The organism is Nocardioides sp. dk884 (assembly GCF_009557055.1).
GTDB lineage: Bacteria > Actinomycetota > Actinomycetes > Propionibacteriales > Nocardioidaceae > Nocardioides.
This window is the reverse complement of the sequence record NZ_CP045649.1, coordinates 1,685,180-1,708,161: the sequence shown is the minus strand read 5'-3', so window position 1 is coordinate 1,708,161 and position 22,982 is coordinate 1,685,180. Positions and strand designations below refer to the sequence as shown.

At 72.3% G+C, this 22,982-nt stretch carries 20 protein-coding genes; 6 read left to right on the top strand and 14 right to left on the bottom strand.

The window, feature by feature from the left end; all coding sequences use genetic code 11:
- Positions 1 to 74 precede the first annotated feature (74 nt).
- From GFH29_RS08255 to GFH29_RS08215, 9 genes are read right to left on the bottom strand one after another with little or no spacing between them, the layout of a single operon-like run.
- Complete coding sequence (locus GFH29_RS08255) at positions 75 to 764, bottom strand: response regulator (RefSeq protein ID WP_153322888.1); 690 nt, start codon at positions 762 to 764, stop codon at positions 75 to 77.
- Positions 757 to 1,938 (bottom strand): sensor histidine kinase, encoded by a 1,182-nt coding sequence (locus GFH29_RS08250; RefSeq protein WP_153322887.1) that lies wholly within the window; start codon positions 1,936 to 1,938, stop codon positions 757 to 759. The genes GFH29_RS08255 and GFH29_RS08250 overlap by 8 nt, the downstream gene beginning before the upstream one ends.
- Positions 1,935 to 2,846: a type II secretion system F family protein gene (locus GFH29_RS08245; protein ID WP_153322886.1), complete on the bottom strand. Its 912-nt coding sequence runs from the start codon at positions 2,844 to 2,846 to the stop codon at positions 1,935 to 1,937. The genes GFH29_RS08250 and GFH29_RS08245 overlap by 4 nt, the downstream gene beginning before the upstream one ends.
- Positions 2,843 to 3,763, bottom strand: a complete 921-nt coding sequence (locus GFH29_RS08240) for a type II secretion system F family protein (protein WP_153322885.1) — start codon at positions 3,761 to 3,763, stop codon at positions 2,843 to 2,845. The genes GFH29_RS08245 and GFH29_RS08240 overlap by 4 nt, the downstream gene beginning before the upstream one ends.
- Positions 3,754 to 5,133, bottom strand: a complete 1,380-nt coding sequence (locus GFH29_RS08235) for a CpaF family protein (protein WP_228387839.1) — start codon at positions 5,131 to 5,133, stop codon at positions 3,754 to 3,756. Before GFH29_RS08235 ends, GFH29_RS08240 begins: the two co-directional genes overlap by 10 nt.
- Positions 5,130 to 5,489: a TadE/TadG family type IV pilus assembly protein gene (locus GFH29_RS08230; RefSeq protein ID WP_228387838.1), complete on the bottom strand. Its 360-nt coding sequence runs from the start codon at positions 5,487 to 5,489 to the stop codon at positions 5,130 to 5,132. Before GFH29_RS08230 ends, GFH29_RS08235 begins: the two co-directional genes overlap by 4 nt.
- Positions 5,486 to 7,036, bottom strand: coding sequence for an AAA family ATPase (locus GFH29_RS08225; protein WP_153322883.1), 1,551 nt, complete (start codon positions 7,034 to 7,036; stop codon positions 5,486 to 5,488). Before GFH29_RS08225 ends, GFH29_RS08230 begins: the two co-directional genes overlap by 4 nt.
- Entirely contained in the window at positions 7,033 to 7,764 is a 732-nt protein-coding gene (gene cpaB / locus GFH29_RS08220) for a Flp pilus assembly protein CpaB (protein WP_153322882.1), read from the bottom strand. The genes GFH29_RS08225 and cpaB overlap by 4 nt, the downstream gene beginning before the upstream one ends.
- A complete protein-coding gene (locus GFH29_RS08215; RefSeq protein ID WP_153322881.1) occupies positions 7,761 to 8,624 on the bottom strand; it encodes a hypothetical protein in 864 nt (287 codons plus the stop codon). The genes cpaB and GFH29_RS08215 overlap by 4 nt, the downstream gene beginning before the upstream one ends.
- Positions 8,625 to 8,811: 187 nt before the next feature.
- Here GFH29_RS08215 and GFH29_RS08210 point away from each other — a divergent pair, with 187 nt between their 5' ends.
- Positions 8,812 to 9,339: a hypothetical protein gene (locus GFH29_RS08210; protein ID WP_153322880.1), complete on the top strand. Its 528-nt coding sequence runs from the start codon at positions 8,812 to 8,814 to the stop codon at positions 9,337 to 9,339.
- A gap of 4 nt (positions 9,340 to 9,343) precedes the next feature.
- Here the strand turns inward: GFH29_RS08210 and GFH29_RS08205 are convergent, their stop codons facing one another.
- Genes GFH29_RS08205 through GFH29_RS08195 form a run of 3 tightly spaced genes read right to left on the bottom strand, consistent with a single transcriptional unit; the run spans position 9,344 to position 13,807 of the window.
- On the bottom strand, positions 9,344 to 10,465 hold the full coding sequence (locus tag GFH29_RS08205; protein WP_153322879.1) for an alkaline phosphatase family protein: 1,122 nt from the start codon (positions 10,463 to 10,465) through the stop codon (positions 9,344 to 9,346).
- A complete protein-coding gene (locus tag GFH29_RS08200) occupies positions 10,462 to 11,046 on the bottom strand; it encodes a DUF5998 family protein (protein WP_153322878.1) in 585 nt (194 codons plus the stop codon). The genes GFH29_RS08205 and GFH29_RS08200 overlap by 4 nt, the downstream gene beginning before the upstream one ends.
- A gap of 55 nt (positions 11,047 to 11,101) precedes the next feature.
- Complete coding sequence (locus tag GFH29_RS08195; RefSeq protein ID WP_153322877.1) at positions 11,102 to 13,807, bottom strand: bifunctional GNAT family N-acetyltransferase/acetate--CoA ligase family protein; 2,706 nt, start codon at positions 13,805 to 13,807, stop codon at positions 11,102 to 11,104.
- A gap of 96 nt (positions 13,808 to 13,903) precedes the next feature.
- Here GFH29_RS08195 and GFH29_RS08190 point away from each other — a divergent pair, with 96 nt between their 5' ends.
- Genes GFH29_RS08190 through GFH29_RS08175 form a run of 4 tightly spaced genes read left to right on the top strand, consistent with a single transcriptional unit; the run spans position 13,904 to position 19,459 of the window.
- Complete coding sequence (locus GFH29_RS08190) at positions 13,904 to 16,420, top strand: DNA gyrase/topoisomerase IV subunit A (protein WP_153322876.1); 2,517 nt, start codon at positions 13,904 to 13,906, stop codon at positions 16,418 to 16,420.
- Between the two features lie 4 nt (positions 16,421 to 16,424).
- Entirely contained in the window at positions 16,425 to 17,129 is a 705-nt protein-coding gene (locus tag GFH29_RS08185; RefSeq protein WP_153322875.1) for an LppX_LprAFG lipoprotein, read from the top strand.
- Positions 17,126 to 18,934, top strand: a complete 1,809-nt coding sequence (locus GFH29_RS08180) for an MFS transporter (protein WP_228387837.1) — start codon at positions 17,126 to 17,128, stop codon at positions 18,932 to 18,934. Before GFH29_RS08185 ends, GFH29_RS08180 begins: the two co-directional genes overlap by 4 nt.
- A 21-nt stretch (positions 18,935 to 18,955) precedes the next feature.
- Positions 18,956 to 19,459, top strand: coding sequence for a beta-class carbonic anhydrase (locus tag GFH29_RS08175; RefSeq protein WP_153322874.1), 504 nt, complete (start codon positions 18,956 to 18,958; stop codon positions 19,457 to 19,459).
- Positions 19,460 to 19,613: 154 nt separating this feature from the next.
- Here the strand turns inward: GFH29_RS08175 and GFH29_RS08170 are convergent, their stop codons facing one another.
- Positions 19,614 to 21,677 carry a DNA gyrase/topoisomerase IV subunit B gene (locus GFH29_RS08170; protein WP_153322873.1) on the bottom strand — a complete coding sequence of 688 codons (2,064 nt, stop codon included), beginning with the start codon at positions 21,675 to 21,677 and terminating at the stop codon, positions 19,614 to 19,616.
- A gap of 365 nt (positions 21,678 to 22,042) precedes the next feature.
- On the opposite strand from GFH29_RS08170, the gene GFH29_RS08165 reads away from it, so the two are divergent.
- Positions 22,043 to 22,291 (top strand): hypothetical protein, encoded by a 249-nt coding sequence (locus GFH29_RS08165; RefSeq protein WP_194288997.1) that lies wholly within the window; start codon positions 22,043 to 22,045, stop codon positions 22,289 to 22,291.
- Between the two features lie 73 nt (positions 22,292 to 22,364).
- Here the strand turns inward: GFH29_RS08165 and GFH29_RS08160 are convergent, their stop codons facing one another.
- Positions 22,365 to 22,949, bottom strand: a complete 585-nt coding sequence (locus GFH29_RS08160) for a hypothetical protein (protein WP_153322871.1) — start codon at positions 22,947 to 22,949, stop codon at positions 22,365 to 22,367.
- Positions 22,950 to 22,982 lie beyond the last annotated feature (33 nt).

Sequence of the window (22,982 nt, the reverse complement as noted above, 5' to 3'; positions counted from 1 at the left end):
CGGACCCAGGTCCAGGCCCATTCCAAGGCCCATTCCGAGGCCCATTCCCGGGCCCATGACCGGCCCCGGGTCGCTCACCCCCAGGCGCGGGTGCCGAGCCAGACCGCGATCGCCTCGCTGCGGTTGGTCACCACGAGCTTGGCGAAGATCGCGTTGACGTGGTTCTTCACCGTCTTCTCGGCGAGGTAGAGCTCGCGCGCGATCTCGGCGTTGGTCATGCCGCGGGCGATCAGCTCCATCAGCTCGCCCTGCCGGTCGCTGAGCTCGAACCGGCGCTGACGCCGGCGCCGCTCCTCCTCGGAGTCCTGCGGGGCCTGGGTGTCGCGGATCGCGTCCAGCGCCTGCCTCGAGAACGCCCCGGCCCCCAGCGCGGCCTGACGCACGGTGTGCACCAGCGTCGAGGCGTCGAACGAGCCGTGCACGAGGTAGCCGCTGGCCCCGGCGGCGAGGGCGGCCCGGATGTGGGCAGGCTCGTCGGTGAAGGTCAGCATGATCACCGTGGTCTCGCCCGCGATCGCACGGGCCGTCTGGACGCCGTCGCGGCGGGGCATCCGCACGTCGAGGAGGACCACGTCGGGCTTGAGGCTCCGCACCATCGACTCGGCGAGGATGCCGTCCCCGGCCTCCCCCACCACGTCGATGTCCTGGGAGCTCTCCAGGAGGCTGCGAAGCCCGGTGCGGACGACGGGGTTGTCGTCGACGATCAGCGTCCGCGTCGGGCCGGACAGCGTCGCCGGTAGAACGATCGTCAGGTCATCAGACATGTGTGCCCTCCCGCAGGCCCATCCGGGGTGCGATGAACCGCACCGTGGTGCCCGAGCCGGGGGCGCTGGTGACCTCCGCGCGCCCGCCGATCAGCTCGAGACGCTCGGCGTAGCCGCGTACGCCGAAGTGTCCGTGCCGCTCGCGCTCGGCCAGGATCTCCATCGCGAATCCGCACCCGCTGTCGACGACCTCGAGGAGCACCTCCTCGTCGTCGGCAGCGCGCAGCCGCACCGTCACGCGATCGGATCCGGAGTGCGTGACCGCGTTGCGCAACGCCTCCCGCGTCGCGGCCAGCAGCTCGTAGCGCACCGACGGCGCGGTCAGCTCGACAGGCTCGAGATCGAGGCGCAGGCGCACCTGCGGCGCGTCCTGGGTGCAGTCGCGCGCCAGGGTGGCGAGGGACTCGTGGAACGACTGGTCCAGCACGTCTTGACGCAGGGTGGACAGCAGGCTGCGCAGCTGGAGGATGGCCTCGGAGGCCGAGGTCGAGATCGCCTCCGCCTCCGCGCAGGCGCGCCCCGCATCGTGGGTGATCCAGTGCGGGAGCGACTGGGCGGAGAGGGACAGCCCCTGCAGCGTCTTGGCGGTCGAGTCGTGCAGCTCGCGCGCCAGCCTCGCGCGCTCCTCGGCGGTCACCGTGCTGGAGATCAGCTCGGCGAACGCCCGCTCCGACTGCCGCTTGCGCTCGGCGAGGACCCGGAACGCCTGGCCGAGCACGACCACGAACACGAACGTGAGCGGGAATCCGTAGTCGGCCAGGAAGGTCGGGGCGACCCCCTTGTCGCTGAGGCTCGCCACCAGATAGCCGCTCACCATCGTCACCGTGGACAACGCCGCCGCGGGCGTCGGCAGCACGAGGCCGATCACCAGGCAGCTGCTCAGGGCGACCAGCACCAACGGGTTGTCAGTCCCCAGCGCGACCATCAGGCCGGTCATCACCAGTGCGTCGAGCATGACGAGCGACGGGTGGCGCTGGAGCAGCGCGGGCACGGTCGCGATCGCGATCCCGGCCATGCTGGTGAGGGTCAGGAAGAAGATCCCGCCCACGGCGACCGGCGTCAGGGTCCGGTCCACATAACCAGCCAGGCTGGCCAGCAGGGTCATCATCCGCAGCAGGAACGAGAGCCGCACCAGGGCGCGGACCTCGACGGCGGCGATCGACTCGAAGGTCATCCGGAGAACCCCCCGAACACCTCGCCGAAGTTGACGTCCGCGCCGAGGATGAGGCCCACCAGGAGCAGGATGAGCGCCGCCGGGACCATCACCACCGTGGTCACGAGCGTGACGCGGGGAGCGATCTGGGCGGCCTTGCGGCGCTGGCGCTGGGCGTGCTCGCGGCGCTGGTCGACCGCGATCTGGTTCAGCGCCTCGACCAGCGGGGCGCCGAGCTCGTCGGACTGGATGAACGCCGTGACGAACTGCCCCAGCGCCTCGGAGTCGCTGCGTTCCTGCAGCTGCTCGAAGGCACCGCGCAGGGAGGCGCCGTGCTGCACCTGGCTCAGCGCCAGCTGCATCTCGGCCGCCAGCGGTCCGCCGAAGCGCTCCGAGACCCGCATCAGCGCGGGCCGGAACCCGACCCCGGCCGTCACGGTGACCGCGAGGACGTCGAGGAAGTCCGGGAGGTCGCGGTCCAGCGCCTCCGTGCGCAACCGGCGCAGCCGCGAGAGGCGGGCGAGCGGCATCATCACCGGCGCGATGAGCGAGAGCATCAGCCCGAGGAGGTTGCCCGAGGTCAGGCTGATCAGGAAGACGGGCGAGAGCATCAGCGCCCAGGTCAGCACCAGGCGGATGACGCCGTCGACGTTCAGCCCGTCGGGACGGCCGGCGAGGTCGACCTGGGTCTGCAACCACTTCATGACCGGGGCCGGCAGGCGGCGGCGTACCGAGGGCGCGAGCCGGGTGGCCAGCCGGCCGAGCGGTCCCTCGCCCTTCGCGGACCGGCGCTGCTCGGGGCGCAGGACCATGAGCTCCTCGAGACCGAGCCCGTCGGTGGGGTCGGCGCGCAGCAGCCGGTAGCCGCGCAGGGCGAGCATCATGGCGGTCGCCAGGGCCAGCCCGGGGAGCAGGACCGTGGGGCTCATATGTCGAACCTCGTCATCCGGCGGATCAGGAAGAAGCCGAGCGCGAAGAGCGACCCCGAGACGACCAGGGCGATCTGACCGACGATGTGGCCGGTCATCTTCTCCACCGAGCCGGGCTGGATCAGGTTGATGAAGAAGAGCATCCCGACGCCGAGCACGATCACGAGATAACCCGTGGCCAGCGCCTGGGCGAGGGTGGTGCGGATCTCGCGTCGGGTCTCCTTGCGGGCCTCGAGGGTGTTGGCGATGTCGCGCAGCGAGGTGACCAGCGAGCCACCGCTGCGCGCGCAGACGACGAGCGTCGAGAGGAGCACGGCGACCTCACGGGAGGGCAGTCGCTTCCCCATCGCGTCGAGCGCGCTCACCAGGTCGGTGCCGAAGCGGATCGAGTTCGCGACGCTGCGCAGCTCGGGGCCGGCGGGCGCGCCGAGCTCGTCGCCGGCGATCGCGAGCGCGCTGGTGATCGAGAGCCCGGCGCTGGTGGCGTTGGCGAGCACCCGCGCCAGCTCGGGCATCTGGACGATGAACGCCTCGAGGCGACGGGCCTTGGCCCGGCGGATGAAGGCGCGCAGCGCGAACGCCCCGGCGCTGAGGCCCAGGATGCCGAAGACCGGCGCGAGCGCGGTCCACAGGATGTAGGCGGTCGAGACGCCGACCGCGACCGCGACCAGGACGACGACCAGCGGGCGCTGGTCGATGCCGGCGAGCACGAGCTCGCGCTCGACGAGCTGGCCGAGCCGGGTGCGGCGGAAGCGCCGGTTCGCACGCTCGATGAGCGGCGCGTCGTCGATGCGGTCGTCGCCGGTCACGGCGGCGGCGATCCGCCGGCGCTCGGTGGCGACCGAGGTGAGATGCACGATTCCGACCAGTGCGCAGACCGACGCCCCCACCGAGCACAGCAGGACGATCAGGACCACGACACGCCCCCGCCCTCGTCGAGGCGCTGGCCCTCGAAGGCGCGCTCGAAACCGTCGGGCAGCTTCTCGCCGCGGTCCTCGAGGCGGTCGGCCAGCGCCGGGTGCACCGGGTGCCGGACGAAGGAGCCCGGGGTGCCGGACGGACCGGTCGCCCGCGGGTCCCAATGCACCAGACGGTTCAGCGAGAAGTCCTCGCGCCGTCGTGAGGAGAGATAGCTGAGCTCCACGACGCGGCGGGTGCCGTCGGGGGTGCGGACCAGCTGCAGGACCAGGTCGATGGAGGAGTTGACCTGCTCGCGCAGCGCGTGGAAGGGGACCTCCACCTCCGACATCGACGCCATGGTCTCCATGCGTGCGAGGGCGTCGTCGGTGGTGTTGGCGTGCACGGTGGTCAGGGAGCCCTCGTGACCGGTGTTCATCGCCTGGAGCATGTCGAGCGCCTCGCCGCCGCGGCACTCGCCGACGACGATGCGGTCGGGCCGCATGCGCAGCGCGTTGCGGACCAGGTCGCGGATCGTGACGGCGCCGCGGCCCTCCACGTTGGGCGGGCGGGTCTCCATCTGCACGACGTGCTCCTGGACGAGCGACAGCTCGGCGGCGTCCTCGATGGTGACGATCCGCTCCTGCTCGGGGATGAACGCCGAGAGCGCGTTGAGCATCGTCGTCTTGCCCGAGGCGGTGCCGCCGGAGACCACGATGTTGAGCCGGGCCCGGACGGCGGCGCCGAGCAGCTCGACGGTGGCCGCGTCGATCGCGCCGCGCTGCATCAGCTCCTCCATCCCGTAGCGACGGGGGAAGAGCCGGATCGTGACCGTCGGGCCGCGCAGCGCGAGCGGCGGCAGGACGACGTTGACGCGGGCGCCGCGCGGCAGCCGGGCGTCGGGAGGCAGGCGCGCGTCGACCATCGGGCTGGACTCGTCGACTCGGCGGTTGACCGTCGAGACGATCCGGTCGATGGTCTGCAGCAGCTGCTCGTTGCTGGTGAACCCCGAGGGGATCCGCTCCAGCACGCCGAAGCGCTCGACGTAGACCGTGTCGTGGCCGTTGATCATGATCTCGCTGACCGCGGGGTCGGCCAGGATCGGCTCGAGCACGCCGAGGCCGACCGCCTCGTCCACGACGCGGCGTACCAGGCTGGTGCGCTCGCGGGTGCTGAGGATGATGCCCTCGGTCGAGACCAGGTGGTTGAGGACCCGCTCCAGACGGGTGCGCCGCTGCGACTCCTCCAGCCGGCCCAGCTCGTGGAGGTCGACCTCGTCGAGGAGCAGCTTCTTGAGCCGGCGGACCAGCAGCTCGTCGGAGGTCTCCCCCGCTCCTGTGTCGTTCCCACCCGTGAGGTCGACCCCGGCGAAGCCGCGGTAGCCGCTCACCTGTCCACCGCCATCGAGACATCCCGCGTCACGGTGAAGACCGGGAGCGGGGAGACCCGCGGGACCTTGACCCGCACCGTCACCGAGTCGCCCGAGGTCTCGATCGAGTCGACGTCGAGGCTGCCCGGCAGGGCGCCCTCGGCAGCGGCCACCGGGTCCTGGCCGAGGCTCTGGGCCCGGGCCGCCGCCCGGGCGGCCTCCTGGGTCTGCGACGCGGACCAGCCGGCCACCCCGAGCTGGAGGACCAGCAGGGCGACCAGCACGAGCAGCGGCACCAGCCCCACGACCTCGAGGGAGACGCTGCCACGCTCGCGGGCCGCTCGCCGCCCCGGGCGGCGCAGGCGCGACGTGCTCACGGCTCCTCCACCACGTCGCTCGTCTGGGAGATCTCCCCGGGCAGCGCCGCGCATCCCGGGCACAGCACCGGCACCTTCGTCGACACCGTGACCGACCCGTCGTGGAGCACCGTCACGTGGACGCTGTCGCGCATCGAGTCGGGTACGGCGTCGCGCGCCGCGGCGCCGGGGTCCTCGCCGATGGCGTGCGCCCGGGTGGCGGCGTTCGCCGCGTGCCCGTTCCACACGAAGGCCAGCGCGGTCAGGCCGACCTGCCAGGCGAGCAGGCAGATCAGAGCGACCACCGGCACCAGGGCCACGGTCTCGATCGCCACCTGCCCGGCCTCGGCCTTGGCCCGCCGGCGTCCGCGCCGCTTGGGCTCGCTGGTCGGGGTCGGCACCGCCGACGCCCCGCTCACGCCGATCTCGGCGCCGATCCGCTCGAGCGCCGACCACCAGGAGGCCTCGCGGATCTCGTCGGGGTTGCGGGAGTTCACGCTGCGCTCGAGGCTGCGGAACGCAGAGGGCAGCCAGGTCGAGACGACGCTGGCCGAGGTGAGCTTGCCCAGCGCGTCGAAGGTGAGCGCGTCGTCGCGCGAGACCTTGTTGGCCACGACGTGCAGCTCCTGCTCCGAGCGCACCCCGAGGCCCTCCCACGCCTGCACGGAGCGGCGGAAGGAGCGCATCGCGAGCACATCGGCGGTGACCACCACCACCGCGGCGTCCGCGACCTCGATGGCCGCAGCCTGGGCGGGCGTGGCGTGCGAGCCGCCGTCGACCAGGATCACGTCGAACTCCTGGCGCAGCAGGCCGAGGATCGCGCGGACCGCGCTCGCGGTGACGTACTCGGACTCGTGGACCTGCTGCGGGGCGAGCAGCAGGGAGATGCCGGACTCGTGGCGCACCAGCGCGTCGAGGATGGTGCCGGCCGAGAGGTCCTCGGACACCTTGGCCACGTCGGCGATCGAGACGCGCTGCCGCGCCTCGATGATCCCCGAGACGTCCCCGGCCTGGAGGTCCAGGTCGACCAGGCACACCTTGGTGCCCGGGACCTTGCGCTGCAGGTCGATGGCCATGTGGGTCGCGATCGTGGTCGTGCCCACCCCGCCCTTGGCCCCGGCGAAGACCGTCACCCGGCCGTGCCGGCCCAGGTCACGGGCGGTGTCGGCCACCGCGCCGGAGATCAGCCCGGACATCCGCTCCGACCACTGGCGCGCGACCTCGAAGCGCGAGAGCAGGTCGTCGAAGCCCATCGGGTAGCGCACCACCCCCTTGGCGCCGGCCTCCATGGCGAGCAGCGCGGTGTCGCCGTCCATGCCGGAGTTGAGGACCAGCACGCCGGTCGTCGGGGAGCGGAACACGATCTCGCGCACCACGTCGGGCGCGGACTGCGGACCGAGCGCGTCGTGCAGGAGCACCACCGAGGGCTTGAGCCGCGCCACCATCGCCGACAGCTCGTGGCTGGACTCGACGATCGAGAGGATCTCGGTGCCCTCGATCTCGGCGAGGAGGGCCCGCAGCTCCCTCACGACCGCCTGGTCGGCCGCGCCGACCACCACCTTCGTCATCGTGCCTCCTCCGGGACTGCCTGGCCGCCGAGGTCCTCGGCGTCGAAGTCGTCGATCTCGCCGGAGCGGTTGGCCCCGACGTCGCCCGGCAGCGCGACCAGCCGGACCTCCTGGGCGAACGCCGCGGCATAGGTGACCGAGAGCGCGTTCTTCGGCTCCAGCGCCAAAGTCACCGGCACGACGTCCTTGCTGGTGCCGACGGTCGACTCGGTGTCGACCGTGACCGTCTGCTGGCCGCCGATCGAGACGATCCGGACGTCGCGCACGATGACCCGCGCCTGCTTGGGCAGGCCCGGCACGTCGGCGAACACCGCGATGATGTCGACGCGGTCACCGGGGCGGACCCGTCCGGCGACGCCGGTGACGCTGTCGACGTTGATGGCGATCTCGCGCTCGGTCGGGCTGAGGTCGGTCGAGGGGATGAGCATGTCGGAGGTGATCACGGTGCCCGCGGCCAGCTGGAAGCCGACGCGGCGCCCCTCCAGCTCACGCAGGCTGGTGACGGCCGTGGGCGAGGCCCAGCGCCGCGGCACCTCCTTGGCCCGGACGTTGGAGGCGCCGAGCGGGAGGTAGGCGTCGACGGGCTCGGAGACCTCATAGACGGTGATCTTGGGGCCGACCTGGCTCTCGACCTGGGAGACATAGCTGCTCACGGCGACGAAGACCGCGATGGCAAGGGCGAGCGCGGCGAGCAGGAACAGCACTCCCCGACGCTGACGAGCGTTCAACGTGCGACTCCTCGGAGGGATCCTTCGGTGCGGTCGACGCCCTCGGCGGCGATCCGGCAGAACGGGCAGATCTGGTCGCGGACCGGCTCCTCGCAGGAGGGGCACCGCAGGGACGTGGGGGTGCCGGCGGCACCCGGGGCGGCGGGCCAGGAGATGACGAACTCCACCGCCTTGGCCGAGCCCCACGCACGGGCGACGTCAGCGACCGGCTCACGGCGGGTCGGCCGGGTCGCCAGCCCCATCGCGAACAGGGCGGAGATGGCGGCCTCGGGCAGCTCGCCGTAGGCGTGGCACTCAAACGACGCGGCGACGACGCCCGGCGTCGGCACCCGGCGCAGCCGGCGCTCGGGCGCCAGCTCGGCGATCGGGAGCTTCGCCACCCACCCGGGGTCGCCGTGCACCGCGAGGAACCCGTCGGCGCCGGCGAACCAGGACTGGACGTGCTGGCCCAGCGTCGGGGCCGGGCGCGAGAGCCGCGCCACGGACGGAAGCCAGGCGCCCCACACCACGGTGTCGAGGGCGGCGAGGATCGCGTCGTACACGGCCGTCGCGGACGCGGTGTCGGCCGGGACGAGCTCCGCGGCACGCACCAGCACGGCGGCGGACACCGGGAACGACAGCACCCGCACCGGGAGCTCGGGGCGGGCCGCGGCGACGGTGGAGGCGGCGACGTGGGCGGCCATCGCGTGCGCGGTCGGGGCGAGCACGAGGAGGTGACGGGTGTGCGGGGAACGGATCTGCGGGTCGGTGGCGAGCGCCGTGGGGTCGGAGAGCGGGTGCACCTGCCACTCTCCCCACGACGCCGCGCCACGGAATGAGCCGGCGGGCTGCTCATCCATGATCGCGACGACAAGGGACATGGCCGCTTCCTACCCCCTTTCCCCCGCGCCAACCGTCCCGAGGACCACGGGACGGGCCGCTATCCTCCTCACGCGTGCGGCGATGACGCCCACGCTGGTCGTGCCGCGTCCACGCGCTGGCTGAGGAGGTTCGGTGGGGAGCTCGCTCGCGCGTCTGCGCACTGCGCGGGACGCACGGTCCCGGCGGTTGCAGAACTCCGCCGCCACCCGGCGGCGCCGACAGGTCGCCGGCCTGATCCTGCTGGTGATCGGAGTGGGGACGCTCGTCTTCGGCCTGGCCGCCGGACGTGCGGACGCCCCGCAGCCGGTCCAGCTCGCGGCCGACTCGGTGACCCAGGTGCCCCCGACGAGGTTCTTCCAGAGCCCGTGGGTGCTCTACGGCCAGGTCGACGATCCGCGACGGACGCCGTCCACGGCGGAGGTCGGCTGCCTGCCCGAGCGTGGCCTCGACCTCCCGGAGCAACCGGAGGACCTGACCACCTTCGGCTCACGGGTGGTGGACGGCGTGCCCATCGCCGCGATCGCCCTCTACGGGCACTCCGGCGGCGACGCCGCGATCCGCTGCTCCGGTGCGAGCGACTACGAGCCGCTGTGGCTGATGCCGTCGTCCGACGCGCCCCCGTTCACCGCCACGTCGATCGTGATCCTCGGGGTCCTGCTGCTGGTCGCCGCGGCGTTGGTCCAGCCGGCACGGGTCGGGCGCGGCGGCGCGTGAGCCGCTAGTCGACGAGGATCGGCACCAGCATCTCGTCGGGCGTGAGCGAGCCGTGCAGTCCCACCAGCGTCGTCTCGTAGGCGAAGTCGTGGGAGGAGAAGATCGCGTGGTCGCCGCACCCGGCGACCAGCACGTCGCCGAGACGGGGCAGCACCGGCCCACGGACCGCGCCGAACCAGCCGCGCAGGATCGCATCCTCGCGGGTCAGCACCTCGGCACGGTCCCCCAGGACCTCGCGCCAGGTCGCCACGACGTCGTCGACCGCGCCGCTGTGGCAGTACAGGTGGCGGAAGCGCGCCTCGCCGCCGAGCAGGGCCACGCCGTCGCGCAGCTCGAGCTGCTCGTCGACGTCGATGCGGCTCTGCGGCGGGGAGTCGATCATGCCGTGGTCGGCCACCACCACCAGCCGGATGTCGTGCGGCAGCGCCTCGCGCAGCTGCTCGACCTCGGAGTCGATGATGGAGAGCTGCTGGAGCCACTGGCTGGAGGAGACGCCGTAGCGGTGCCCGGTCCAGTCCAGGTCGCCGTCGTAGAGGTAGGTGAGCGAGGGCCGCTCGCGGGTGGCAGTGACGGCGGCGGCGATCCGCTCGCCGACCTTGTCGGCACCGACGAAGTCGACGCCGCGGTGCGCGACGCGGGTCAGCCCGCTGTCGGCGAACTCGCGCTTGTTGACGACCGTGACCGACACACCCTGGGCCTGCAGCAGCGCGAACGCGGTCGGGTGCGGCTGCCACTCCACCGGGTCGACGTCGGCGTCCCAGGCCAGCGCGTTGAGCAGCTTGCCGGTGCCGGGCACCCGCGAGGTGAACCCGACCAGCCCGTGCGCGCCCGGCGGCAGGCCGGTGCCGAGCGAGGTGAGGCTGGTCGCGGTCGTCGACGGCACCCCGGCGGTGCCGGGCTCGCTGTGCGTGAGCAGCGAGGAGAGGTACGGCGCGGCGTGGGCGTAGCGACGCAGCAGGTTGGCGCCGAGGCCGTCGATGAGGAACACGACGTACGCCGACGCGTCGGGCAGCACCAGCCCCGCGGGCACGTCCCGGTCGGGCAGGCGCGCCCCCAGCGCCACCCCGACCGCCGGCACGACGTCGGCCAGCGAGCGCTGGCCGTAGGCGGGCGGGACGAAGCTCACGCCGTGTGGGTCCGCGCCGAGAGCGACTCCGCGAAGGCGAGCAGCCGCTCGACCGCCGCCGGTCCGTCGGCGGCGGCCGAGACGCGGATCGAGAAGTCGTCGGAGGCGAGCACACCGGTGTAGCCGTGGTCGGCGTCGCACTGCGGGTCGCTGCAGCCCGCGGGCTCGAGGTCGACGCGACCCACGCCGCCCCAGCCGATGGTCATGTTGGCCTCGGCGGGGAACGAGGGCCCGCTGGTCGGGTTCGCGATCATCCGGGTCACCACCACCGACTTCACGGCCGAGAGGCGCACCGCCTCGGTCGAGGTGGAGGTGTAGGGCTCGGGCAGCAGGTCGTCGCCGGCGTGCTCGTCGGTGTGCGCGAGCACCAGCCGGGTCGGGGTCAGCACCACCACGCTGAGGTGACGGCGCACCTCGTCGTGGTCGAAGGTCGGCTCGTGGTGCACGAAGTACGCCACCACAGGCTCCCCCGCCACCGCGGCGTCGACCCCGTCGGCCACGACCTCGGGGTAGTACCCGGTGCGGTCGATGGCCGCCCTCAGCTCCACCGTGCGATCACGGTCGTCGGTCCTGCTACGCATGGGAGAAGTGTGTCACGCAACCACTGCGCCGCGTGTGCCGGTCGGCGGAGCTGGCTCAGCCGGTCGGGAGCGTGTCGCCGGGCAGCGACGGGAGGCGGCGTACGAACCAGTCCGAGCGCGGGTCGGCGACCGGCTCGACGCGCGCCGCGGCGGTCAGCACCGTGGCGCCGTGGGCGCCGGCCAGGACCAGCGACAGCTCCATCGCGCGCACCTGCGGCAGGTCGTTCTGCAGCTGCGCGACCCGGCGGATCAGCCGCTCCACCTCCTCGACGTCCACGACCTCGCTGCCGCGGTAGCCGAAGAGCATCGGGGAGGACTTGATCTCGCGCACCATGCTGGCCGCGTCGTGCGGGCCCAGCGGCGGGATCCGGTAGGACTTGTCGGCCAGCAGCTCGATCAGCGGGCCGGAGATGCCGAAGGAGACCACCGGGCCGAAGAGCGGGTCCTCGATGCTGCGGATCGCGATCGGCACGCCGGGGCGGGCGTTCTTCTGCACCACGAAGCCGGCCTTGCCGGGGTCGCTGATCATCGCGGTCAGCGACGACCAGGCGCTGCGCATCTCGGTGGGCCCCTCGATGTTGCGCCACACGTGCGCGAGGTCGGGGCGCTCGCGCAGGTGGTCGGCGGTGGCCTTGAGCACCACGTCCCACTCCAGGTCCTCCCCGGCCGCGAGCGCCTCGTCGAGGGAGGTGACCGGCCGGCTGCTCCACAGCTGCACGCCGTAGGCGCCGAGCAGCTCGGTGAGCTCGGGCTGGGCGAGGTCGGTGCCGTCGGGGTGGCGGTGCAGCACCTGGTTGACCAGCCGCTTGGCGGCCGGGCGGTCCACCTCGTCGTCGTCGGGCACCGGGGCGCCCGGGGTGCGCAGCCACAGGGCGTAGTCGACGACGTGGGCCAGCGCGCGGACCGCGGCCTCGACGGCGGGGTACGACGGGACCGAGCCGCGACCGGCCGTGGAGCCGGCGACGTCGGGGACGCGCAGCAGCTCCGGGACGCCCTCGGCGCCGAGGAAGGAGGAGACCAGGGGCTTGTCGGACTGCTCACCGACCGCGGCCAGCACGTTGGCCACGCCCTCGCCGGAGATGTTGAGCGGCGGGATGTAGACGGCGATGACCGCGTCGACCTCGGGGTCGTCGATCGCCTCGTCGAGGGCGTCCTCGAACTCCTCGGCGCTCGGCTCGGCGCTGAGCGCGACCGACCGGTTGACCACCAGGCCCACCGCCGCTGCGGCGTCGGCGGCCAGCAGGCCGAGGGCGTCGGAGTTGCCGACGATCGCGACCCGGCGACCGCGGGGCAGCGGCTGGTGGGCGACCAGCTGGGCGACGTCGAACATCTCCTCCAGCGACTCCACCTGGATCACGCCGGCCTGGCGGAACATCGCGTCGACCGCCTGCGGGGGCGCGGCGATGCGGCGCACCGTGTGGCCCATCGGCACGCCCTGCGTCGTACGCCCCGAGCGCACCGCGATGATCGGCTTGCGCAGCGAGACGCGGCGCGCGATGCGGGAGAACTTGCGCGGGTTGCCGATCGACTCCAGGTAGAGCAGCACCACCTCGGTGGTGTCGTCCTCCTCCCAGTACTGCAGGAGGTCGTTGCCGGAGACGTCGGCGCGGTTGCCCGCGCTGACGAAGGTCGACAGGCCCAGGCCACGGTTGTTGACCTTCTCCAGGATCGCGGAGCCGAGCGCACCGGACTGGCAGAAGAACCCGGCGCGACCGCGCGGCGGCATCAGCGGCGACAGCGAGGCGTTGATGGAGACGTTGGGGTCGGTGTTGATGATGCCGAGCGCGTTGGGGCCGATGAGGCGCAGGCCGTAGGAGCGCGAGAGCCCGACCAGGCGGCGCTGGCGCTGGCGGCCCTCCTCGCCGGTCTCGGCGAAGCCGGCCGAGATCACGACCAGGCCGTGGACGCCCTTGGCCGCGCAGTCGAGCACGACGTCCTGCACGGCCTCGGCCGGCACCGCCACGATCGCCACGTCGACCTCGTCGGGGATCTCCATCACGGTCTTGTACGCCGGGAGGCCGGACACCGCGGCGGCGCTCGGGTTCACGGCGTACACGCGCCCGGTGAAGTCGCCGGTCACCAGGTTGCGCACCAGCGCCTGGCCGATGGTGTCCTGGCGCCGGCTCGCGCCGATGACCGCGACCGAGCGAGGGTTGACGAAGCGGTGGATCGAGGCGGCCTCGGCCTGGTGCTCGCGGTTGAGCATCACCCCGATGGCGGTCTCGGTGGGCTCGATGGAGAACTCCAGGGCGAGCACGCCGTCCTCGTACTCGCTGGCGACGCGGTAGCCGGCGTCGCGGAAGGTCTGGATCATCCGGCTGTTGTCGGGCAGCACCTCGGCGACGAACTTCTCCACGCCGCGCTCGCGAGCGGCCTGGGCGAGGTGCTCGAGCAGCACCTGGGCGATGCCGCGGCCCTGGTGGCGGTCCTCGACCAGGAACGCGACCTCGGCCTCGCCGGGGCGGACCACGTCGAAGCGACCGACCGCGATCATCTGCCCGGACAGGGTCAGCACGAACGCCACCCGGTCGACGTGGTCGACGTGGGTGAAGCGCCGCACATCGCGCTCGGAGAGGTGCGGCATCGGCGAGAAGAAGCGGTAGTACTTCGACTGGTCGGAGACGCGCTTGTCGTAGAAATCGACCAGCAGGTCGGCGTCGTCGGGCCCGATCGGGCGGATGTGGGCGGTGCGTCCGTCCCGCAGGAGAACGTCGGCCTCCCAGTGGGCCGGGGCGCTGGGCACGTCGTCCTGCTGGGTCACAGGGGAAATCTACCGCCATCGGCGGTGATCAGGCCGCTGCTGCTCACCGGCGAGCCACGAGCACACCGGACGCACCTACCGGGGACAATGGGCGCCATGGCACGGCGTTCGAAGACCCCAGAGCTCCCCGATGACTTCGAGGAGCACATCCTCGACACCGACATCCAGCAGGAGATGGAGTCCTCCTTCCTCGAGTACGCCTACTCCGTCATCTACTCCCGGGCGCTCCCCGACGCGCGCGACGGCCTCAAGCCGGTGCAGCGCCGCATCCTCTACACGATGAACGACATGCGGCTGCTGCCCGACCGCGGCCATGTCAAGAGCGCCCGCGTCGTCGGTGAGGTGATGGGTCGCCTGCACCCGCACGGCGACAGCGCGATCTACGACGCGATGGTGCGCATGGCGCAGCCGTGGTCGATGCGCGTGCCGTTCATCGACGGGCACGGCAACTTCGGCTCCCCCGACGACTCCCCCGCCGCGATGCGCTACACCGAGGCCCGGATGGCGCCGGCGGCGGTCGCGATGACCCAGTCGATCGACGAGGACACCGTCGACTTCCGCCCCAACTACGACAGCCGCGAGCTCGAGCCGTCCGTGCTGCCCGCGGCGATCCCCAACCTCGTCGTCAACGGCACCACCGGCATCGCTGTCGGCATGGCCACCAACATGGCGCCGCACAACCTGGTCGAGGTCGTCCAGGCGCTGCGCCACCTGATCAAGACGCCGCGGGCCTCCCTCGAGGACCTGATGCGCTTCATCCCCGGCCCCGACCTGCCCACCGGCGGCAAGATCGTCGGCCTCAGCGGCATCCGCGACGCCTACGAGACCGGGCGCGGGGTGTTCAAGATGCGCGCCACCGCGCGCATCGAGACCATCGGTCGCCGCAAGGGCATCGTGGTCACCGAGCTGCCCTACGGCGTGGGCACCGAGAAGGTGATGGAGCGGATCAAGACCCAGGTCCAGGCCAAGAAGCTGCTCGGCATCGCCGACCTCAAGGACCTCACGGACCGGGAGAACGGCCTGCAGCTGGTCATCGAGGTCAAGAACGGCTTCCACCCCGAGGCGATCCTCGAGCAGCTGTACAAGCAGACCCCGATGGAGGACTCCTTCGGCGTCAACAACGTCGCCCTGGTCGAGGGCCAGCCCCGCACGATGGGCCTCAAGGAGATGCTCGAGGTCTTCCTCGAGCACCGCTTCACCGTCGTACGCCGTCGCTCGGTGTTCCGCCGCGGCAAGGCCGCCGACCGCCTCCACCTCCTCGAGGGCCTGCTGATCGCGATCCTCGACATCGACGAGGTGATCGCGCTGATCCGCGCCAGCGACAGCGCCGAGCAGGCCCGGACCCGCCTGATGCAGGTCTTCGACCTCAGCGAGGCCCAGGCGAGCTACATCCTCGAGATGCAGCTGCGCCGCCTGACCCGCTTCTCCAAGCTCGAGCTGGAGAAGGAGAGCGAGGACCTGCGCCGCACCATCGAGGAGCTCGACGCGATCCTCGGCGACGAGGCCCAGCTGCGCCGGGTCGTCTCCGAGGAGCTCGCCGAGGTCGCCAAGACCTACGGCACCCCGCGGCGTACCGTGCTGCTGGAGTCCTCCGGCAGCGACCCGAAGGCCGCGGCCGGTCCCCTCGAGGTCGCCGACGACCCGTGCTTCGCGTTCCTCGGCTCCGACGGCCGGCTCGCGCGCACCAACAACGACCAGGCCGTCGGCACCGGCGGCGGGCGCAGCAACCACGACGTGATCGTCTCCGCGGTGCGCACCACGGTGCGTGGCGAGATCGGTGTGCTCACCTCGCACGGGCGGGTGCTGCGCCTCGGCGTCCTCGACCTGCCGGCGCTGCCCGGCTCCGCCAACGAGCCCAACCTCCAGGGCGGCGTCCCGCTGCAGGACCTGCTCGCGCTGGCCCAGGGCGAGCGCGCGCTCGCGCTGTGCTCGCTGGCCACCGAGGGCCCCGGTCTCGCGCTGGGCACCCGTCAGGGCGTGGTCAAGCGGGTCAACCCCGAGGTCCTCAACCGCGACGAGTGGGAGGTGATCCGGCTCGCGGACGGCGACGAGGTCGTCGGCGCGGTCGAGCTCACGACCGGCGAGGAGACGCTCTGCTTCGTCACCGCGCAGGCCCAGCTGCTGCAGTTCGGCGCCGACGCCGTACGCCCGCAGGGCCGCACCGGCGGCGGCGTGGCCGGCATCCGGCTCGGTGACGGCGACCGGGTGGTGTTCTTCGGCGCCTTCGAGCCCGCCGACGCCGTGCTGGTCACCGCGTCGGGCTCCTCGACCGCGCTGCCGGGCACCGAGGCCGGCGCGGTGAAGGTGACGTCGTTCGCGGAGTACCCGCCCAAGGGTCGCGCGACCGGAGGCGTGCGCTGCCACCGCTTCCTCAAGGGCGAGGACGCGCTGGTCTTCGCGTGGGCCGGCGTCGGCCCGGCGCGGGCGGCCTCCGACTCCGGCACCCCCGTCGAGCTGCCGGACGCCACCGGGCGCCGGGACGGCTCCGGCCTGCCCGCCAGCCAGCCGATCGCGGCGTGCGCCGGGCCGGTGGCGGCCCGGCTGGGGGTCATCGACGGGCCTGACGGACCCGCCGGACCCGACGCGTCAGCGCCCGACGCTGTGGAAGGCTGAGCGCATGCGCCGATCCCTCCCCGCGCGCGCCGCTGTCGCCGCGCTGACCCTGGCCCTGACCGCGAGCGCGTGCTCCGGCGACGACGGGTCCGGGGACGGCTCCGAGACGCCCGAGGACGTCCTGGCCGAGGCCAAGACGACCTTCGACGAGACCAGCGGGGTGCGGATCACCCTGCACACCGACGACCTGCCCGAGGGCCTCGAGGGCCTGATCGGCGCCGACGGCGTGGGCACCCGCGCCCCGGCCTTCGAGGGGACCATCAAGGTCCGCTACTCCGGCTTCGAGCCGGACGTGCCGGTCGTCGCCGTCGACGACGTCGTCTACGCCCAGCTCCCGCTGAGCACCGGCTGGTCCGACATCGATCCCGGGGAGTTCGGCGCGCCCGACCCGGCGCAGCTGATGAGCCCCGAGGCGGGCTTCTCCTCACTGCTGCCCGCCACCACCGACCTCGAGCAGGGCGAGCAGGTCCGCGGCGGCACCGACAACCGCGACGTGCTGACCGAGTACACCGGCACCGTGCCCGGCTCCGCGGTCGAGAACATCATCCCGACCGCGTCGGGCGACTTCGACGCGGCGTACACCGTCTCCGACGACGGCGAGCTGCGCGAGGTCGTGCTGACCGGGGTGTTCTACCCCGACTCCGAGTCGATGACCTACACGATCGGGTTCAGCGACTACGGCACCAGCCAGGACATCACGGCCCCGTGAGCGCGGCACCGGCGGCGCCCGGCGACCCGGAGCGCCGGGTGCTGACCCGCCCGCGTCTGCTGCTGGCCCTGGCCTCGGTCGCGGTGGCCTTCGCGGCGGCCGACACCTATGTCGTGGTGCTGGTGCTGCCGGAGATGAGCGGGTCGGTCGGCATCTCACCGGAGGAGCTCCAGCGCTCGGCGCCGATCGTCTCGGGCTTCCTGCTCGGGTACGTCGCGATGCTGCCGCTGATCGGGCGCATCGCGGACCTGCGCGGGCGGGTCCCGGTGCTCCTCGCCGCGCTGGTGCTGTTCGCGGTCGGCTCGCTGATCACGACCTTCGCCTACGACATGACCTCGATGGTCGGCGGGCGGTTCCTCCAGGGCGTCGGCGGCGGCGGGCTGGTGCCCGCGACGCTGGCCCTGGTCGCCGACCTCTACCCCGCCCACCGGCGCGGGGTGCCGCTCGGCGTCGTCTCGGCCGTGCAGGAGATCGGCAGCGTGCTGGGCCCGCTGTTCGGCGCCGTCGTGATGGCGCTGGCCGACGACTGGCGGGTGATCTTCGCGGTCAACCTGCTCGTGGGTGTCGTGCTGGCCCTGGCCATCCGCGCCGCGGCACGCGGCGCCGGGCCCGCGTCCGGCGCCGCGGCCGCAGGCCCGCCACGGGTCCGCTTCGACTGGCCGGGGCTGGGCCTGGCCCTGGTGCTCGTGCTCAGCGCCGGGCTGGTCTTCACGCTGCCGCCGCCGCTGCTGCGCGACCTGACGTGGGGACAGCTGTTCATCCCCGTCGTCGGCAGAGGCCGCTGGCTGACTCCCGTCGGGCTGGTCGCCGTCGCGGCGCTGGTGCTGCTCACCGCGCGCTGCCTCACCGCCCGGCGACCGCTGGTGGACCTGCGCGGCTGGGCCCGCAGCGCCCGCGAGGCCGACCTGCTCGGCGCACTGTTCCTGTCCGCGGCGCTGGGCGGGGTGGTGCTCGCCTTCGCGACCGCCGACCCCAAGATCGAGGTCTTCTCCGAGCAGGGGCTGTGGTACCTCCTCGGCGCCGCCCTGGCCGCCGGCGCCTTCGTGTGGCACGTGCGGCGAGCCGAGGACCCGATCGTGCCGCGGGGCGCGCTGCGCGCCGTACCGGCCTGGGGGGCGGTGCTCGTGAGCTTCTTCGTGGGCGCCGCCCTGATCGCGGCGCTGATCGACATCCCGCTGTTCGCCCGCTCGACGGTGCACCGCGACTCCCAGCTGCTCGCCGCGCTCGTGCTGGTGCGGTTCCTGGTGGCTCTGCCGGTCGGCGCCGTCCTCGGCGGGTTCCTGACCCGCCGGGTGAGCGCCGGCGTCGTGACCGCCGCCGGGATGGGCCTGGCCGCGGCCGGCTTCGGGTGGATGAGCACCTGGAACGCCGACGCCCTCGAGCACCTGTCCGCCAACGTGCCGCTGGTGCTGACCGGGCTCGGGTTCGGCCTCGCGCTGGCGCCGGTCAACGCCGCCGTCCTGGCCAGCACCGCCCACGCCGTGCACGGGCTGGCCAGCGCGCTGGTGGTGGTGGCGCGGATGGTCGGCATGCTGGTCGGCATCTCGGCGCTCACCACCCTCGGCCTGCGGGCGTACTACGCCGAGCAGGGCGACCTCCCGAGGGTCCGCGAGGTCTGCGAGGGCGCCAGCCGCTGCCCGGCGTACTCCGACCTGCTGCGGGAGGCGGGCGTGGCCCAGGAGCAGACGGTGTTCCTCGGCGCGGCCGGGTGCGCGGTGGTCGCGGCGCTGCTCGCGCTGGCGCTGTTCCGCGGCGCAGCGACGCGGGCGCTCCCGGCGGGCGACCTGCTGCGCTCGGCGGGCTGAGCGCCCGATATCTTGCCGGTCGTGGACAACGACACCGAATTCGCCGACCTGCTCGCTGCGAACCGCGACTTCGCCTCGGACTTCCGCTACAGCGGTTTCGACGGCATTGCGAAGGCCGGGATCGCCATCGTCACCTGCATGGACTCGCGCATCGACCCGCTCGGGATGCTCGGTCTCCAGCCGGGCGACGCCAAGATCTTCCGCAACCCCGGCGGCCGCGTCACCGAGGCCGCGACCGAGGCCATCGTGCTGGGCGCGCACCTGCTCAACGTGCAGCGCGTGCTCGTGGTCCCCCACACCCGCTGCGCCGTGGCCTCGAACTCCGAGGAGGAGATCGCCGCGCGCGTCTCCGAGTCCGCCGGCACCGACGCCACCTGGCACCGCTTCCACGTGGTCGAGGACCAGCGCCGCACCCTGGAGATGGACGTGCGCAAGCTCCGCAGCCACCCGCTGATCCCCGAGCGGGTCCTGATCGGCGGCTTCATCTACGACGTGGACAGCGGCCTGCTCGACCGGGTGGTCTGAGCCCTCGGCGCACCCTGGGCTGCTCGGCCCGGGGTTGCGCACATAACCGCGCAATTGCTGGGAAAAGCACCTCGTACGGCCCTCGGCCGGTGCTTTTCCCAGCAATTGCTGAGTTACGTGCACCCGCGGGCAACCGGCCCGCGAGTCCAGACCCTCAGGCGTCCAGCGTCTCCACATCGACCTCGTAGGCGCCCTGCACGATGAACTCCTTGCGCGGAGCGACCTCCGAGCCCATCAGCAGCTCGAAGACGTTCGTGGCGGCGTCGGCGTCGTCGATGGTGATCCGGCGCAGGGTACGGCGCCGCGGGTCCATCGTGGTCTCCGCGAGCTGGTCGGCGTCCATCTCGCCCAGGCCCTTGTAGCGCTGCACCGGGTCCTTCCAGCGCACGTTCTTCTTCTTCAGCTCGGCGAGCTTGCGCTGCAGCTCGTCGTCGGAATAGGTGTAGACGTACTTGTCCATCCCCTTCTTGGGGTTGGACAGCTCGATGCGGTGCAGCGGCGGGACCGCCGAGTAGACCCGGCCCTCACGGATCAGGTCGGGCATGTACTTGAAGAACAACGTCGCCAGCAGGCAGCGGATGTGGGCGCCGTCGGAGTCGGCGTCGGCCATGAAGATGATCCGGCCGTAGCGCCGCGCGTCGAGGTCGAAGCTGCGCCCCGAGCCCGCTCCCACGACCTGGATGATCGAGGCGCACTCGGCGTTCTTCAGCATGTCGCCGACGGAGGCCTTCTGGACGTTGAGGATCTTGCCGCGGATCGGCAGCAGTGCCTGGAACGCCGAGTTACGCGCCAGCTTGGCCGTGCCGAGGGCGGAGTCTCCCTCGACGATGAACAGTTCGGTGCGGTCGTTGTCGGTGGAGCGGCAGTCGGCGAGCTTGGCCGGCAGGGTCGAGGACTCCAGCGCGTTCTTGCGGCGTTGGGTCTCCTTGTGCTGGCGGGCGGCGATCCGGGTCTTGGCCGCACCGAGGACCTTCTCCATGACCAGCCGGGCCTGGGCCTTCTCATGGCGCTTGGTGGAGGTCAGGAACTCCTTGAGCTCGGCGGCGACCACCTTGCGGACCACGCTGCGAGCCGCAGGCGTACCGAGGATCTCCTTGGTCTGGCCCTCGAACTGCGGCTCGGCGAGGCGCACCGTCACGACCGCCGTCATACCCTCCAGCACGTCGTCCTTGGTGACGTCGTCGTCGTTGACCTTGAGCACCTTGGCGGCCTTCATGGCGTCGTTGAAGGTGCGGGTCGCGGCCTGCTCGAAGCCGGACACGTGTGTGCCGCCCTTCGGGGTGGCGATCACGTTGACGAAGGAGCGCAGCTGGGTCTCATAGCCCGTGCCCCAGCGCACCGCCACGTCGACCTGCAGCTCGCGCTCGACCTCCTGGGGCGTCATGTGCCCCTTGTCGTCGAGCAGCGGCACGGTCTCGGTGAAGGTGCCCGTGCCCTGCAGGCGCAGCACGTCGGTCACCGGCTCGTCGGTGGCCAGGAACTCCGCGAACTCCGCGATGCCACCGTCGTGGCGGAACTTCTCCTCGACCATCTCCGGGCCGCGCAGGTCGCGGATGACCAGCTCGAGGCCCGGGACGATGAAGGAGGTCTGCCGGGCACGCGCGACGAGCTCGTCGAAGACCCAGGTGGCGTCCTTGGTGAAGATCTGGCGGTCCGGCCAGAACCGGATCGTGGTGCCGCTGCGCCCCTTCGGCACGCGGGCGCCCTTGCGGGTCAGCCCCGAGCGCGCCTCGAAGTCGGCGTCCGGCCCGTCGGCGGCGAAGACGCCGGGAACGCCGCGACGAAACGAGAGCCCCTGCGCCGCCGGCGAGCGCTGCACGTCGATGTCCATGCGCGTGGAGAGCGCGTTGACCACCGAGAGGCCGACGCCGTGCAGACCACCGGTGGCGACGTACGAGCCACCACCGAACTTGCCGCCCGCGTGCAGCTTGGTCGCCACCACCTCGACGCCGGGCAGCCCGGTCTTGGGCTCCTTGTCGGTGGGGATGCCGCGCCCGTCGTCGTGGATCTCCGCGGACCCGTCCGGGTGCAGGGTGACCTCGACGCTGCGCGCGTGGCCGCCGAGGGCCTCGTCCACGCCGTTGTCGATGATCTCCCACAGGCAGTGCATGAGACCGCGGGTGTCGGTGGAACCGATGTACATCCCCGGTCGCTTGCGGACCGCCTCGAGGCCCTCCAGGACCAGCAGGTGGGCGGCGTTGTAGGTGTTGTCGGCGATCGTGGGGCTCCTGCGCTGGGAGAAATCCGTACGGCGTGCTCCTCCGAATCTACCTGCGACACGCCGACCACCGACGCAGGCACGCTGCGAGGCGGGGGCATGTCACACGACTAGGTTGGGCACCACTCCTCCACCGGGGGACGGTCGCTCGACCGGGCCGCCTGCACAGCACAGCTGAACATCGACGGACCAGCCGCTATCAGGGCGCGAGCCCGGAGGCCGGGGGCCGCTGCGGGGCGAGACGACGGCGTCTCACCCCGGGGGACCCCCAGCGGTGATGGCGGACACATGGTTGGATGGAGGTGTCCGGCACCACGTGCGGTCGGGAATCTTGGACCCCGCCGATACGTTGAGCAAGACACCGAATGATGAGAAATGAGGCCGATGTGACCACTGCAGTTGCCCCCAGCACTCCGCTGACGGCAGCGGACCGCTGTGACCGTTGCGGAGCCCAGGCCTACCTTCGCGTGGAGCTCCAGACCGGCGGTGAGCTCCTGTTCTGCGCTCACCACGCACGCGAGCACGGCGACAAGCTCAAGGAGATCGCGGCCAACGTGATCGACGAGACCCACAAGCTCGGTGGCACCTCGGTGACCTCCGACGAGGACCGCTGAACACCCAGATCCACTCACCTCGACGAAGGCCCCGGACCAGATGTCCGGGGCCTTCGTCGCGCGTACCGAGCTCTCAGCCGCGCTCGAGCCACGGGGTGAGCGAGCGCCGCGCCCCCAACCAGTCGCGCACCGGGTGCGAGGGGTCGTCGTGATCGTCCATGCGCACCGCCACGCGCACCTCGTCGGTCGCCGCACCCAGGCAGCGCCGGGAGATCCGCAGGTCCACCACGTCCTTGGCCGGGCGCAGCCGCACCGAGTACGGACAGGTCAGGGCCTCGCTGCTCGGCTTCCATCCGGCGGTGCGGACCAGCTGGTAGTCGGTCCCGCTCTGCAGACCGGTGCCGAGGCGCAGGTCCGGGCCGGGCGTGCCGCGATCGGTGTCGACCCAGACGGTCAGGCCCGCGGATCCTCCGTCGCTCGTGGCGCGCAGGTCGGTCACGCGGACGCGTAGGCGCAGGGCGCCGTCGTTGTGGGCCACTGTCACGCGCCTCAGGTCGTTGAGCGACGCGGTGGCGTCGGCGGGGTCGGGATAGCTGCCTCGCTCGGCGGCCGCGGGCGACGCGGTCCCGAGCACCGTCGCGGAGACGGCACCGGCCGCGAGCGCGGCGATCCACCGGCCACGTCCTCGCGGGGTGTTCCTGCCAGCAGTAGTGCGCACGATGCTCTCCGATCCGATGGGGACAGATGTTCT

What these genes read in the sequence shown, in the direction of transcription:
- GFH29_RS08255 (WP_153322888.1), bottom strand. Translation starts at nt 764, where the DNA reads ATGTCTGATGACCTGACGATCGTTCTACCGGCGACGCTGTCCGGCCCG.
- GFH29_RS08250 (WP_153322887.1), bottom strand. Translation starts at nt 1,938, where the DNA reads ATGACCTTCGAGTCGATCGCCGCCGTCGAGGTCCGCGCCCTGGTGCGG.
- GFH29_RS08245 (WP_153322886.1), bottom strand. Translation starts at nt 2,846, where the DNA reads ATGAGCCCCACGGTCCTGCTCCCCGGGCTGGCCCTGGCGACCGCCATG.
- GFH29_RS08225 (WP_153322883.1), bottom strand. Translation starts at nt 7,036, where the DNA reads ATGACGAAGGTGGTGGTCGGCGCGGCCGACCAGGCGGTCGTGAGGGAG.
- GFH29_RS08215 (WP_153322881.1), bottom strand. Translation starts at nt 8,624, where the DNA reads ATGTCCCTTGTCGTCGCGATCATGGATGAGCAGCCCGCCGGCTCATTC.
- GFH29_RS08200 (WP_153322878.1), bottom strand. Translation starts at nt 11,046, where the DNA reads ATGCGTAGCAGGACCGACGACCGTGATCGCACGGTGGAGCTGAGGGCG.
- GFH29_RS08190 (WP_153322876.1), top strand. Translation starts at nt 13,904, where the DNA reads ATGGCACGGCGTTCGAAGACCCCAGAGCTCCCCGATGACTTCGAGGAG.
- GFH29_RS08185 (WP_153322875.1), top strand. Translation starts at nt 16,425, where the DNA reads ATGCGCCGATCCCTCCCCGCGCGCGCCGCTGTCGCCGCGCTGACCCTG.
- GFH29_RS08165 (WP_194288997.1), top strand. Translation starts at nt 22,043, where the DNA reads ATGATGAGAAATGAGGCCGATGTGACCACTGCAGTTGCCCCCAGCACT.